General features: G+C 62.2%; 16 protein-coding genes. 9 read left to right on the top strand and 7 right to left on the bottom strand.

Annotated features, from left to right (window positions below; translation table 11 throughout):
- The first annotated feature begins 98 nt into the window (after nucleotides 1-98).
- Nucleotides 99-533 carry a hypothetical protein gene (locus M5C71_RS27325; protein WP_103497270.1) on the top strand — a complete coding sequence of 145 codons (435 nt, stop codon included), beginning with the start codon at nucleotides 99-101 and terminating at the stop codon, nucleotides 531-533.
- The gene (locus M5C71_RS27320; protein WP_103497269.1) at nucleotides 533-937 is read left to right on the top strand and encodes an META domain-containing protein; all 405 of its coding nucleotides are present in this window, start codon (nucleotides 533-535) and stop codon (nucleotides 935-937) included. Before M5C71_RS27325 ends, M5C71_RS27320 begins: the two co-directional genes overlap by 1 nt.
- 3 nt (nucleotides 938-940) lie before the next feature.
- Here the strand turns inward: M5C71_RS27320 and M5C71_RS27315 are convergent, their stop codons facing one another.
- Nucleotides 941-1,402: a TlpA disulfide reductase family protein gene (locus M5C71_RS27315; RefSeq protein ID WP_248769204.1), complete on the bottom strand. Its 462-nt coding sequence runs from the start codon at nucleotides 1,400-1,402 to the stop codon at nucleotides 941-943.
- A 115-nt stretch (nucleotides 1,403-1,517) separates the two neighbouring features.
- Between M5C71_RS27315 and arsC the strand changes: the two genes are divergently transcribed.
- From arsC to M5C71_RS27300, 3 genes are read left to right on the top strand one after another with little or no spacing between them, the layout of a single operon-like run.
- Nucleotides 1,518-1,871 carry an arsenate reductase (glutaredoxin) gene (gene arsC, locus M5C71_RS27310; RefSeq protein ID WP_103497267.1) on the top strand — a complete coding sequence of 118 codons (354 nt, stop codon included), beginning with the start codon at nucleotides 1,518-1,520 and terminating at the stop codon, nucleotides 1,869-1,871.
- The gene (wrbA, locus tag M5C71_RS27305) at nucleotides 1,868-2,473 is read left to right on the top strand and encodes an NAD(P)H:quinone oxidoreductase (RefSeq protein WP_177102105.1); all 606 of its coding nucleotides are present in this window, start codon (nucleotides 1,868-1,870) and stop codon (nucleotides 2,471-2,473) included. The genes arsC and wrbA overlap by 4 nt, the downstream gene beginning before the upstream one ends.
- Complete coding sequence (locus M5C71_RS27300; protein WP_248769203.1) at nucleotides 2,466-2,891, top strand: DUF2069 domain-containing protein; 426 nt, start codon at nucleotides 2,466-2,468, stop codon at nucleotides 2,889-2,891. Before wrbA ends, M5C71_RS27300 begins: the two co-directional genes overlap by 8 nt.
- Nucleotides 2,892-3,039: 148 nt before the next feature.
- Here the strand turns inward: M5C71_RS27300 and M5C71_RS27295 are convergent, their stop codons facing one another.
- Both M5C71_RS27295 and ttcA read right to left on the bottom strand, forming a co-directional pair.
- Entirely contained in the window at nucleotides 3,040-3,711 is a 672-nt protein-coding gene (locus M5C71_RS27295) for a DNA-3-methyladenine glycosylase I (RefSeq protein WP_248769202.1), read from the bottom strand.
- Entirely contained in the window at nucleotides 3,712-4,536 is an 825-nt protein-coding gene (ttcA, locus tag M5C71_RS27290; protein ID WP_248769201.1) for a tRNA 2-thiocytidine(32) synthetase TtcA, read from the bottom strand.
- Between the two features lie 376 nt (nucleotides 4,537-4,912).
- Between ttcA and M5C71_RS27285 the strand changes: the two genes are divergently transcribed.
- Together M5C71_RS27285 and M5C71_RS27280 are read left to right on the top strand one after the other, a co-directional pair.
- On the top strand, nucleotides 4,913-5,515 hold the full coding sequence (locus tag M5C71_RS27285) for a Yip1 family protein (protein WP_100944199.1): 603 nt from the start codon (nucleotides 4,913-4,915) through the stop codon (nucleotides 5,513-5,515).
- 135 nt (nucleotides 5,516-5,650) lie between these two features.
- Nucleotides 5,651-6,145 (top strand): SprT family zinc-dependent metalloprotease, encoded by a 495-nt coding sequence (locus tag M5C71_RS27280; RefSeq protein ID WP_248769200.1) that lies wholly within the window; start codon nucleotides 5,651-5,653, stop codon nucleotides 6,143-6,145.
- Between the two features lie 148 nt (nucleotides 6,146-6,293).
- On the opposite strand, the gene M5C71_RS27275 is transcribed toward M5C71_RS27280, so the two are convergent.
- Nucleotides 6,294-7,475, bottom strand: a complete 1,182-nt coding sequence (locus M5C71_RS27275; RefSeq protein WP_248769199.1) for a CaiB/BaiF CoA-transferase family protein — start codon at nucleotides 7,473-7,475, stop codon at nucleotides 6,294-6,296.
- 147 nt (nucleotides 7,476-7,622) lie between these two features.
- Complete coding sequence (locus tag M5C71_RS27270; RefSeq protein WP_177102097.1) at nucleotides 7,623-8,954, bottom strand: dicarboxylate/amino acid:cation symporter; 1,332 nt, start codon at nucleotides 8,952-8,954, stop codon at nucleotides 7,623-7,625.
- A 333-nt stretch (nucleotides 8,955-9,287) separates the two neighbouring features.
- Here M5C71_RS27270 and M5C71_RS27265 point away from each other — a divergent pair, with 333 nt between their 5' ends.
- On the top strand, nucleotides 9,288-10,286 hold the full coding sequence (locus tag M5C71_RS27265; protein WP_248747952.1) for an AraC family transcriptional regulator: 999 nt from the start codon (nucleotides 9,288-9,290) through the stop codon (nucleotides 10,284-10,286).
- Between the two features lie 15 nt (nucleotides 10,287-10,301).
- Here M5C71_RS27265 and M5C71_RS27260 read toward each other — a convergent pair whose 3' ends face one another.
- Both M5C71_RS27260 and M5C71_RS27255 read right to left on the bottom strand, forming a co-directional pair.
- Nucleotides 10,302-11,648 carry an ATP-binding protein gene (locus M5C71_RS27260; protein ID WP_103497258.1) on the bottom strand — a complete coding sequence of 449 codons (1,347 nt, stop codon included), beginning with the start codon at nucleotides 11,646-11,648 and terminating at the stop codon, nucleotides 10,302-10,304.
- Nucleotides 11,645-12,322 carry a response regulator gene (locus tag M5C71_RS27255; protein WP_100944205.1) on the bottom strand — a complete coding sequence of 226 codons (678 nt, stop codon included), beginning with the start codon at nucleotides 12,320-12,322 and terminating at the stop codon, nucleotides 11,645-11,647. Before M5C71_RS27255 ends, M5C71_RS27260 begins: the two co-directional genes overlap by 4 nt.
- A gap of 218 nt (nucleotides 12,323-12,540) precedes the next feature.
- Between M5C71_RS27255 and M5C71_RS27250 the strand changes: the two genes are divergently transcribed.
- Nucleotides 12,541-13,266, top strand: coding sequence for a 4'-phosphopantetheinyl transferase (locus M5C71_RS27250; RefSeq protein ID WP_248769198.1), 726 nt, complete (start codon nucleotides 12,541-12,543; stop codon nucleotides 13,264-13,266).
- The last annotated feature ends 5 nt before the right edge of the window (nucleotides 13,267-13,271 follow it).

The following is a 13,271-nucleotide window of genomic DNA, read 5'->3' as shown; positions in this document are numbered from 1 at the left end:
ATCGTCAGCGCCCCCCCGTCACCGGATCGAAGGTCATACACCCCTGCCATTTGCGCGGCGTCTGCGTGCTAGCATACCGGCCATAATTTGGAGGACCCATGGTCGAACACGATTTCCGCTACAGCCTGATGAACCCGCAGCACACCCTGACCGAATGCCGCGCCCTGGTGCCGGGACGCTATCAGGTCACCGGCAACGGTGGCTCGATCCGCGCCGACGATGTCCTGCTGGTGACCCTCAAGGGCAGCAAGGACCTGTCCATGCGTCTGACCGTGGACACCGTTCGCCATCTGATCAATCCGCCCGGCCAATGGGTCGCGGTCGCCAAGGGGCCGGTCTTCGGCGAACTGGCGATCCACCAGTGGCAGGTCAACTGCGACAGCTGCGCCAAGGAACTGAACTTCGAATTCGCGGTGGACGCCAAGCTCGGCACCCCCGCGCAAAAACCAGCCGCCACGGCGCGTATCGCCGAGCTGGGCTGGAAGACACAGGGCGAGAAACATCTGTGCCCGAGATGCCAGGAGGCAAAGTAATGAAACGCGTGGTGATTCTGGGAATGTTGGGTGCCGGCCTGTACGGCTGCGCCGGCGAACAGGTGCACTTGCAGCAGGATCACAGCTACGTGCTGGAGTGGATCGGCGAACGTCCGTTGATCGACAACAGCCATCTGACCGTCACCCTCGGCGACGATGGCCGGGCCTATGGCACCGGCGGCTGCAACCACTGGTTCGCGCCCTACACCCTGGAGGGCGGGAACCTGAGCTTCGGCAAAGTCGGCAGCACTCGCAAACTCTGCGCACCGGCGTTGATGGAGCAGGAAAAACGCTTCCTCCAGGCGCTGGAGAATGTCCAGCGCTGGGATATCTCGCCCATCGAGCAGGTGCGTTTCTGGCCGCAGGAAGGCCAGCCGCTGCGGCTGTGGTCGGAAGAAGGCTGAAGCTCAGCCGCGCAAGGCCTTGAGCCTGGCCAATACGCCTGCCGCGGTCTGCTCGCCCATCAACTGCTCGCGAACCTTGCCCTTGTCATCGATGATGTAGGTCACCGGCAAGGCTTCGCTGCGTGGCAGGTCGAAGAAGTCCGCCGGATCCTGGGCCAGCACCGTGAAACGGATGCCCAGGGTTTCGCCGGCCTTGCGCAGGTCTTCGCCCTGCAAACCGTCGAAGTTCACCCCGAACACTTCGGTCGCCTGGCCCTTGAGCTGCTCGGACAACTTGTTCAGCTCGGGGATTTCAGTGCGGCACGGGCCACACCATTCAGCCCAGTAGTTGACCACCTTCCACTCTTTGTCCAGGCGCTCGGACGCGACCCTCTGGCCGTTCTGGTCGACGCCGTAATCGTTGCCGCAACCGCTCAGCAGCAACGCCCCCATCATCGCCAATGCGGCGGCCAATCGCCTTGCCATGTGCACAATCCCCCATCAAATACGTTATCGACCGCGACCCTTTACCTCACAAGGTTCAGGAGCGCTCGCCAGGCAGGTAGAATACCCGCCACCTTACGCAAGATGCGACCCGCACATGACCGATCTGACGCTTTATCACAACCCGCGCTGCTCGAAATCCCGCGGTGCGCTGGAACTGCTCCAGGGCCGTGGCCTCACGCCCATCGTCGTGCACTACCTGGAAACCCCGCTGGACGCCGCGCAGCTCAAGGCGTTGCTGGGCAAGCTCGGCATCGGCGCGCGGCAATTGCTGCGCACCGGCGAGGATGAGTACAAACAGTTGAACCTGGCCGACAGCCAGCTCAGTGAAGAACAGCTGATCACCGCCATCGCCGCACACCCCAAGCTGATGGAACGGCCGATCCTGGTGGTCGGTGACAAGGCGGTCATCGGTCGTCCACCGGAGAATGTGCTGGAGATCCTGCCGTGAGTGCACCTTACGTTCTGGTGTTGTTCTACAGCCGTAACGGCTCCACCCGCGAAATGGCCCGGCAGATTGCCCGAGGCGTCGAGCAGGCCGGACTGGAAGCGCGCCTGCGCACCGTACCGGCGATTTCCAGCCAGTGCGAAGCCGTGGCGCCTGAGATTCCCGAGGAAGGCGCGCTGTATGCCAGCCTCGATGACCTGAAGAACTGCGCGGCCCTGGCCCTCGGCAGCCCGACCCGTTTCGGCAATATGGCGGCGCCGCTGAAGTACTTTATCGACGGCACCAGCAACCTGTGGCTGACCGGTGCCCTGGTGGGCAAGCCGGCCGGGGTCTTTACCTCGACGTCGAGCCTGCATGGCGGCCAGGAAAGCACCTTGTTGTCGATGCTGCTGCCGCTGTTGCACCACGGCATGCTGGTCACCGGCCTGCCCTACAGCGAGTCGGCCTTGCTCGACACCCGTGGTGGTGGCACACCCTATGGCGCCAGCCACCATACCGGCGTCGACGGCAAGCGCGCGTTGGACGAACATGAAATCGCCTTGTGCCGGGCACTCGGCCTGCGTCTGGCGAAGACTGCCCTGAGCCTGGAGAACGGCCGTGGCTAGGAAGCCCAAGGTGTTGCCGCCCCAGGCCTGGCTGGAACCGCGCGTGCGTTGGAGCCGTGGCCTGGCGCTGGCGTGCTTTCTCGGCCTGATGGCCTTTCTGAGCATCTATTACCTGATGTTCGCCGACCTGCACGGTGCGCGGCCCTGGGTGATCCTGTTGATCGAACTGGTGCCGTTGTTACTCTTGCTGCCGGGCATGTTGCTGGGTAGCGCGCGTGGACATTCGTTCACCTGCTATGTGGTGAACCTGTACTTCATCAAGGGCGCGTTGGCGGCGTTCGATCCCAATCGACAACTGTTCGGGGTGCTGGAGATGGCCGCGAGCGTGGCGGTGTTCTGCAGCGCGATGGTCTATGTGCGCTGGAGTCATCAGTTGAATCGGCGGTTGGCCGGAGAAGGCCAGGTTCAAGCCGTGTAGCGCCTGGACTGACGTTTTCGCGGGCAAGCCCTGCTCCTACAGGATTGTGGTGGATACAAGATTTGTGTTCGACGCAGAACTGTAGGAGCAGGGCCTGCCCGCGAAGAACGATAACGCGGTCTATCGCCCGAACCGGAATCAATGTTCTTCAATGATTGGTGGTGTACGCCAACATCATTGACAGCTGGCACATCGGCCGGCCGCTCTCGGCATGCCACTGGTTGAAGGCGTCCTGCACGATCGCCAGATCCCGCAGGCTGGTGGGCACCTTGTCGATGATCTTCTGCGCATTCAGCGCCGCCACCACGTCATAGGTCGGGACAAAAGTGTCCTTGCCGACCATCCGCAGAAAACGCGGCGCCGACAACCCGCCCAACTGATGGCCGTGCTTGGCCAGGTACTTCCACAAGCCGGTGATTTCAGTGACCGGCCAATCGGCGATCAACGCGCCGAAACTGCCCTTCTCCCTGGCCACGTCCAACACCATCTGCGCATTGCGCGGCACGCTCTTGAGCTTGCCCAGGTGACGAATGATTCGCGCATCCTGCATCAGGCGCTCCAGATGCTCGGCGCCCATCAACACCACTTTCTCCGGGTCGAAGCCGAAAAACACCTGCTCGAACACCGGCCACTTGGCGTCCACCAGGCTGTGCTTGAGGCCGGCGCGAAAGACCCGCAAGGCGATCATCGACAGATAACGGTCGTCCGGCAGTTCACGCAGTTGCTGCGAACTGGCCGGCACCGGTAATTCAGCCTCCAGCGCGGCGGCCGAACCGAAGCGGTTCAGGCAGTACTCATGCAACCATTTGTAATCGCGCATTCAGAGGTTCACTAGGTTGACGAAGCGCGATGCGGCGGTCTCATCGATTCGAAGGTGGGTAAAGTCGAACAGGTTGCGGTCGGCCAGCTGCGATGGCACGACATTCTGCAAACCACGGAAGATGCTTTCGGTACGCCCGGGGGTCTTGCGTTCCCACTCCTGGAGCATGTCCTTGACCACCTGGCGTTGCAGGTTTTCCTGGGAGCCGCAGAGGTTGCAGGGAATGATCGGGAATTGCTTGAGGTCCGAGTAGGCCTGGATGTCCTTCTCGCTGCAATAGGCCAGCGGCCGGATCACCACGTTACGTCCGTCGTCGGCCCGCAGCTTGGGCGGCATGGCCTTGAGCGAGCCGTTGTAGAACATATTGAGGAAAAAGGTTTCGACGATATCGTCGCGGTGATGCCCCAGGGCCATCTTGGTCGCGCCGATCTCGTCGGCGAAGGTGTACAGCGTGCCCCGACGCAGGCGCGAACACAGGGAGCAGGTGGTCTTGCCTTCGGGGATCAGTTCCTTGACCACCGAGTAGGTGTCCTTCTCGACGATGTGATACTCCACGCCCAGTTCTTTCAGGTAGGCGGGCAGCACATGCTCGGGGAAACCGGGCTGCTTCTGGTCCATGTTCACGGCGACGATGTCGAACTTGATCGGCGCCACTTTCTGCAAGTGCATCAGAACGTCGAGCATGGTGTAGCTGTCCTTGCCGCCGGACAGGCAGACCATGACCTTGTCACCCTCTTCAATCATGTTGAAGTCGGCGATCGCCTCACCCGCTTGGCGGCGCAGGCGTTTCTGCAGTTTGTTCTGATTGACCGAAAGAGTGCCCATAGCTCTTGCCCTAACCCTTGAAATCCGCGCGAGGTGTGTCGAAAAGCCGATTATTTTACCTATAAACCCACGGCAGGCGAAGACTCCATGGCGGGAGCAGTGCTTGTGTGGGAGCGGTGCTTGCCCGCGAAGCTTTTAGCGCTCTCAAGGGCCTTTTCGCGGGCAAGCTCCGCTCCCACAGGTTCGGCTTCCACAGAAAACAAATACGACAATGCGATTACAGTCCCGCCCGACAGTTCGATTTGCTCTAAAGCGTGCGGCTCGCCCTCCCTATACTGCGATATAAGGTCGCATATAAATCCAGACCTGACTTCGGCCACTTGGCCCGCAGGCGCTCCACCGGGGGGCGATGGCAATAACAAAAGGAGTGACTGGCATGATCCATCACGTAGTCGGACTGTTCACCCACCCTGATCAGGAATGGCGACAAATCCGTGGCGACGCCGAGGAAAGCATCGGCCATATGTACCTCACCCACACCCTGATCCTGGCCGCCATCCCGGCCATTTCGGCCTTTATCGGCACCACCCGGATCGGCTGGGTCATCGGCAACCGCGCGCCGGTGATGCTGACCCAGGACAGCGCCATCTGGATGACCCTCATGTCCTATATCGCCATGCTCGGCGGTGTGGCGGTGATGGGCGCATTTATCCACTGGATGGCCCGCACCTACGACGCCAATCCGAGCCTGGCCCGTTGCGTGGCCTTCGCCACCTACACCGCCACACCGCTGTTCATCGGCGGCCTGGCGGCGCTCTACCCGCATATGTGGCTGGGGATGATCGTCGGCACGGCGGCCATCTGCTACACCGTCTATCTGCTGTACGTCGGCCTGCCGACCTTTATGAACATCCCTTCGGACGAAGGCTTCCTGTTCTCCAGCTCCGTCCTGGCTGTCGGCCTGGTGGTGCTGGTGGCGATCATGGCCTTTACCGTGATCGTCTGGGGGCTGGGCGTCGGCCCGGTGTACACCAACTGAATAAAACAAAGCCATAACTGCCAACACAGGCCGCCGCAAGGCGGCCTTTTAACGCGCCACGACCATTCGGCGCCTGGCGGATTCGGAAATCCCCGGGTTTACGGCATACTCGACGCCTCTGGAGATCCGTACAGCATGCCCGAGCAACTCAAGACCCGCGTCGAAGACTGTTTCCAACAAGCCGAATCCTTTTTCAAACGAGCTTTCAAGCGTCCTGTGGTCAGCCTCAAGCTGCGTGGCCAGAAGGCTGGCGTGGCGCATTTGCATGAAAACCTGCTGCGTTTCAATCCGCAGCTGTACCGGGAAAACAGCGAAGACTTCCTCAAGCAGACCGTGGCCCACGAGGTCGCGCACCTGATCGCCCATCAGTTGTTCGGCGAACGGATCCAGCCCCATGGCGAGGAATGGCAGTTGATCATGCGCGGGGTCTACGAACTGCCGCCCAATCGTTGCCACACCTATGAGGTCCAGCGCCGCCGGGTGACGCGGTATATCTACCGCTGTCCGTGCGCTGAAAGCGACTTTGCGTTTTCGGCCCAGCGCCATCGGTTGGTGAGCGAGGGCCGGCGTTATCTGTGCCGGCGTTGTCGGCATACCCTGGTGTTCAGTGGTGAAATGCGGGTGGAGTAAATTTTACAAGTGATGGTGGCCTTACCGGCCTCTTCGCGGGCAAGCTCCGCTCCCACAAGGTTCCTGGGTGTATCCGGATTTTGTGTACGACCGAAAACCTGTGGGAGCGGTGCTTGCCCGCGAAAACGATAGAACAGGCGCAACATCATCAGGCCATGACACCAGCCTCTCGCAACACCGCTATCCGCTCTTCGCTGTACCCCAGTTCGCGTAACACCTCTTCGCCATGTTCACCCAACCGTGCGCCGATATGCCTCGGCGTCGGCAACCCCTGGGAAAATTTCAACGGACAGGCCATCTGCGCCTGCGTACTGCCATCGCCGCGGGGCACCTGCACCACCACCTCCCGGGCCTGCAACTGCGGATGCCCGACCGCCTCGCCCAAGCTGAGCACCGGCTCGACGCAAGCATCCAGCCCGGCAAACAAAGCGCACAACTCATCGAAATCACGTTGTTCAAACTCGCTCTGCAACGCCTGCTTCAACGCCTGTTGCACCTCAGGCTCGGACGACAGTCCTTGAACCGCCAACTCCGCTCGCCCCAATGCCCCGCACAACTGCTGCATAAACGCCGGTTCCAGACTCCCTACGGCAAACCAGCGCCCTTCCCGACTACGGTAATAGTCGTAGAAACTGCCACCATTGAGCATCTGCCCCTCGGGCGAAGGCGCGACCCCGCAAGCGAGAAACCCCGCCCCGGCCATGGCATTCAGGCTGAAGGCACAGTCGGTCATGCTGACATCGACGTATTGCCCCAACCCCGTCTGCTGCCGGGCGATCACCGCCGCCAGCAAGCCGATCACCCCGTGCAACGAACCGCCCGCCACATCCGCCACCTGCATCGCCAGGGGCAGCGGCCCACCCTCCCGGCGCCCGGTGTAGCTGGCCAACCCCGACAACGCCAGGTAGTTGATGTCATGGCCGGCACGATCACGGTAAGGACCGGTCTGCCCGTAGCCGGTGATCGACACATAGATCAAGCGCGGATTGATCGCCTTCAGGGCTTCATAACCCAGCCCCAGCCGATCCATCACCCCGGGACGGAACTGCTCCAGGACGATGTCATGCTCGCGCACCAGGTCATGGATCACCGCCACCGCTCCGGCCTGTTTCAAATCCAGGGCCAGGCTGCGCTTGTTGCGATTGAGCCAGGCGTGGCTGGCGGAAATGTCACGGTCGTGGGGCGGCCATACCCGCAGCAGGTCCAGGCGCGCGGGTGATTCGATGCGTAACACCTCGGCGCCCATGTCCGCCAGCAACAACGAGGCGAACGGCCCCGGCAGCAATGTCGAGAAATCCAGCACCTTGAGTGACGCCAACGGACCTTGCATGGGCTTTCCATTTTCCAGATCGACGGATCTCCAGACTAGGCAGCCCACCACTCGGCGGCAAGCACCACAACGCTCAGAAAACCTGACACAAACGCCCAGGCATAAAAAACCCATCCGAAGATGGGTTTTCTTGTTTACCGCTGAAGCTTACTTGGCGCTTGGCGCCGAGCCTTCGGCTACGCCCAGGTCGTCCAGTGCGCGTTCGTCTTCAATACCGCGACCACCGGAAGCCAGTTCCGTGTGCAGTTTGTCTTCGTCCAGTTCCTTGACCCACTTGGCCACCACCAGGGTCGCCACGGCGTTGCCCACCAGGTTGGTCAGGGCACGGGCTTCGGACATGAAGCGGTCGATACCGAGGATCAGTGCCAGGCCGGCCACCGGCAGGTGACCTACGGCCGACAGGGTCGCCGCCAGTACGATGAAACCACTACCGGTCACGCCCGCCGCGCCCTTGGAGGACAGCAGCAACACCAGCAACAGGGTGATCTGGTGGGTGATGTCCATGTGGGTGTCAGTCGCTTGAGCGATGAACACGGCCGCCATGGTCAGGTAGATCGAGGTACCGTCGAGGTTGAAGGAGTAGCCGGTTGGGATCACCAGGCCAACGACCGATTTCTTCGCGCCCAGGCGTTCCATCTTGACCAGCATGCGCGGCAGGGCCGATTCCGAAGAGGAAGTCCCCAGTACGATCAGCAGCTCTTCACGGATATAACGAACCAGTTTCAACACGCTGAAGCCGTGTGCGCGGCAGATGGCGCCCAGCACCACCACCACGAACAGGATGCAGGTGATGTAGAAGCAGATCATCAGCTGGCCCAGTTGCACCAGGGAGCTCACGCCGTAGGCACCGATGGTGAAGGCCATGGCACCCAGCGCACCGATGGGCGCCAGCTTCATGATCATGTTGATGATGTTGAACATCACGTGGGCGAAGCGATCGATGAACTCCAGCAGCGGCTTGCCATAGGCACCCAGGCGATGCAGGGCGAAACCGAAGATCACCGAGAACATCAGCACTTGCAGGATATCGCCGTTGGCGAAGGCACCGACGATGGTGTTCGGGATCACGTTGAGGATGAAGCCAACCACGCTCTGGTCTGCGCCAGCGGTGACGTAGGCCGCGACTTTCGAAGCGTCCAGGGTGGCCACGTCGATGTGCATGCCGTTACCCGGCTGGATCACGTTGACCACGACCAGGCCGATCAGCAGGGCGATGGTAGAAACCACTTCGAAGTACAGCAGCGCGTAGCCGCCGGTCTTGCCGACCGCTTTCATGCTCTGCATGCCGGCGATGCCGCTGACAACGGTGCAGAAGATGATCGGGGCGATGACCATTTTGATCAGCTTGATGAAGCCGTCACCCAGTGGCTTGAGGGCCACGGCGGTCTGTGGGTAGAAATGGCCGAGCAGGATGCCGATAGCGATGGCTACGACCACCTGGAAATACAGGGATTTGTACAGTGGCTGACGAGTCGTCATTGCAAAGTTCCTCAAGAGATCACACGCCCGTTATCCATCAGCGGCCATGGGACCTGAAGCACGAACCCTCCTGCACCGGAGGGATTTTTGTTTTTTGTCGAACTGCGTGGGCAGACCTCTTATCTCTTCGCAAAGCCCGTGCCACTTTTACAAAATCGCGGCAAAGCCTTTAGCCATCATCCCTTGCGGGGGTTATCACGCTCCGCCCCTATAGCATAGATGGCGGATTTCCGCCCATCCACCCCAAAGCACCCGAGGTTTTGGCGGATATCCGCCTTGTCCCTGCGTCATTTCCATGACTAACATCGGCCACCCAATGGACGGAAGCGCCCCATGCGTGAACGCAGCATCGCCAGCCACTTCGCCCGCGCCGCCCTGGAAGGGGCACGTCGGCAGGGTCACGACTGCGCGCCGCTGCTGCAACGCCTGGGCATCGCCGCGCAGTGGCTCGACGAGCCGCGGGCGCGCCTGGCGCCGGAGCAGTTCACCCAGTTGCTGCAAGGGCTCTGGCTGGAGCTGGACGACGAATACCTGGGGTTCGGCCAGAGCCGCTGCCGACGCGGCACCTTCGCCATGATGATGCATGCGCTGATTCATTGTCCGACGCTGGAAAAGGCCCTGGACCGTGGCCTGCGGTTCTACGGCCTGTTCCCCGACGCCCCACGCCTGCAGCTCAGCCGCGAAGGCGACTGCACGCGCCTGAGCCTGGATGCCTCGAACCTGTGGGACCCGGATCACTTTCTCAGCGAATGCCTGCTGGTGGTCTGGCACCGCCTGGGCAGTTGGCTGATCGGCCAGCGTATTCGCCTGCTCGAGGCCGACTTCGGTTACCCGAGGCCCGACCACGCCAGTGAATACGACCTGTTGTTTCCCTGTCCCCTGACCTTCGACGCCGCCAGCAGCAGCCTGCTGTTCAGCAGCCGTTACCTGAGCCTGCCGTTGCAACAGGATGAACGCACGCTCAAGCAGTTCCTCGGTCGCGCCCCCGCCGACCTGCTGGCCCGTCCCGACGACGGCGACAGCCTGAGCAGCCAACTGCGCCGCCTGCTCAGTCGGGATGCCAGTCGCTGGCCGGACCTGGAGGCGGTCGCCCAGCACCTGCATATCAGCCCGCAAACCCTGCGGCGGCACTTGCGCGAGGAAGGCACGAGTTTTCAGGAACTCAAGGATCAACTGCGGCGGGACATCGCCATCTACCACTTGGGCCGCAGCGAACTGTCATTGCAACAGATCGCCGAACAGCTGGGTTTTTCCGAGCCCTCGGCCTTTCACCGGGCCTTCAAGAAATGGACCGGCCTGACCCCCGGGGCCTATCGCGCCCAGGAACTGTAGAGGCGCGCCCGGCGGTTATTGCGGCGGGAAATGAATGCGGAACGATGCGCCCCCCAGGGTCGAATCCCCCAGGGTCATCTCGGCGTCGTAGCTCTGGATGATGTCCTGGACCACCGCCAGGCCGATGCCCTGCCCCGGGTGCTGGCGGTCCAGGCGCTCGCCACGTTGCAGAACACGCGCCCGCTGGTCGGGCGGCACCCCCGGCCCGTCGTCCTCGACATACACCTCGATGCCCTGCAAACCTCGGCGCAGGCTGACCCGCACCTTGCCCAGACACAGGCGGTAGGCGTTCTCCAACAGGTTGCCCAACAGTTCCAGCAACGCCCCCTGCTCGATCGGCACATGACTGAACTGCGGCACATCGATGGCGACCACCACCTGTTTGTCGCGATAGACCTTGTCCAGGGTGCTACACAGACTGTCGAGCACCGGGCGCAGTTCGACCTGGTGCCGGACCAGGCCGCTCTTGCGCAGGCTGGCGCGCTGCAACTGGTAGCTGATCTGCTGGTTCATCCGTTCGATCTGGCTCTGCAGGACCCGGGCCTGATCGCGATCCTGGGGGCGCTGCGCCATCCCCTCGCTGACCCCTTGCAGAACCGCCAGGGGCGTTTTCAGGCTGTGGGCCAGATCGTCCAGGGAATCGCGATAACGGCTGCGCTGCTCGCGCTCGCTGCGCAACAAGCGGTTGAGGGAACCGGTCAGGCGCAGCAGTTCCCGCGGATGCTCCTCGCTGAGGCTTTCCAGCTCGCCGCTCTCGATCTGGTCCAGTTCCTGGCTCAACCGCCGCAGCGCGCGCAGGCCCCAGGTCAGGCCGAGCCAGAGCAGCGCCAGCAGCACGGACAAGGCCGCGCCGAAGCCCAGGTAGAGTTTTTCCCGCAGGCCGGCCAGGGTCATGTTGTATTCGCGCATCGGCTGCAGGGCGACAAAGCTGTAGGCGGCGCTCTTGCCGCCGAGCAACTTGACCTCGACGTCGTAGACGAAGAACTCGTTGCCGTTGTCCTCGCGGATTTTCGCGAACTCGTTGCCGCGCCCGTCATACCGCGGACGGTAGTTGATATGCTCTTCCTGGGTTGCCCGCGAACGCCAGACCAGGCGCCCGTCGCGGTCGAAGATATAACCCAGCAGGCGGCTGTCGGGCAGGTTGAATCGCTCGTCGGGGAGCAGATCGGGCATTTGCAGTTTCTGTTTTTCGATGCGCGCCGCGGAAATCAGCGTGGTCACATCCGAAGCCAGGCGTTGCTCGATGGAATCCTGCAAGGCCAGGCTGAACGCCCCCTGCATCGCCGGCAACAAGGCCAACATGAACAATATCGCCAGGATGGTGGCGGCCAGCATCAGCCGCACCCGTAGCGAACGAATCACCGGCAGCGCTCGTTGAACAGGTAGCCCAGGCCCCGCACGGTATCGATAGGCTTGAACCCGACCGGCCCTTCCAGCTTGCGCCGCAAGCGCCCGACCAGTACCTCGATCACATTCGGATCACGCTCGTCGTCGTCCGGGTACAACTGCTCCATCAGGCGATCCTTGGCCACCACCTGCTGGTGGTGACGCATCAGGTATTCGAGAATCCGGTATTCGTAGGCCGTCAGCGCCAGGGGCTGGTCGTCGAGGGAGGCCTGCTTGCGATTGAGGTCCAGCAGCAGGGGGCCGGCGGTGATGGTCGACTGGGTGAAACCGCTGGAGCGCCGCAGCAAGGCATTCATTCGCGCCTCCAGTTCCTCGAACTGGAAGGGCTTGACCAGATAGTCGTCGGCACCGGCGGCCAGGCCTTCGACCTTGTCCTGCCAGTTGCCACGCGCGGTGAGGATCAGGATCGGGAAAACCTTGCCGCGCGAGCGCAGTTGGCGGATCAGGTCCAGTCCGCCCATGCCCGGCAGGCCGAGATCGATCACCGCCAGGTCATGATGGAACTGCTCGGTCTGGTACAGCGCCTCTTCGGCATTGCCCACCGCCTCGACCACATGACCACTGTCGCTCAAGCGGGTCTGCAAGTGATGGCGCAACAACGCCTCGTCTTCTACCACCAGCAATTTCATAATGCTCTCCCAACGCTACCGGCATCGCTTCGCCCATAACGGTAACTCAGTTCAGCCAAAGTGTTTCATGAAAGACACGGCCGACCGGCCAGGAGCAGATTTGCGCATCATCATTGTTACAGAGTAAACAAGTGGCCCTGAACTCCCCCTGAACACATTTGGATGGACAAGGGAATCGGCTCTGGAAAGCGCCGTTCCAACCCGGCAAAATGCCCGCCATGAACAACCTCCCCGCCCTGCCCGTTTGCTGCACGCCCCTCGACGCCCATTGGCCGTTGCCCGAGGCTCTGGCGCATAGCGTCTTGCTCAGCACCCGATTCAACCCGTCGCAGCTCGCCGCGGACGACTTCCAGCGTAGCCGCATCGATCCGCCGGCCAGTATTCAGCGCTCGGTGGCCAAGCGCCAGGCCGAATTCCTCGCCGGGCGCCTCTGTGCCCGCGCCGCCCTGCGGCAGTTGGACGGTACCGACAGCGTTCCGGCCATCGGTGAGGACCGTGCGCCGATCTGGCCGGCCCATATCACCGGCTCTATCACCCATGGCACCGGCCGGGCCGCCGCCATCGTCGCGCCTAAATCCCACTGGCGGGGCCTGGGGATGGACCTGGAAGACCTGCTGAGCGCAGAACGAGCCGAGCGACTGGCCGGCGAAATCCTCATTCCAGCCGAAATGCAGCGCATGGCCGCAGGTTCCGCCGAGCAGATCGCCCTGCTGGTGACCCTGACCTTCTCGGTCAAGGAAAGCCTGTTCAAGGCGCTCTACCCGCTGGTGCAAAAACGCTTTTACTTCGAGCACGCCGAAGTGCTGGAGTGGAATATCAGTGGGCAGGTGCGCTTGCGCCTGCTGACCGACCTGTCCAGTGAATGGTGCCACGGCACAGAGTTGCAGGCGCAGTTCGGCCTGCATGACGGGCAATTGCTGAGCCTGGTCGCCATCCCGGCGTGAACCGC

The sequence above is a fragment of the Pseudomonas sp. MWU12-2345 genome, assembly GCF_023242385.1.
GTDB classification, from domain to species: domain Bacteria; phylum Pseudomonadota; class Gammaproteobacteria; order Pseudomonadales; family Pseudomonadaceae; genus Aquipseudomonas; species Aquipseudomonas gingeri_D.
This window is presented reverse-complemented; position numbering and strand designations above follow the sequence as displayed.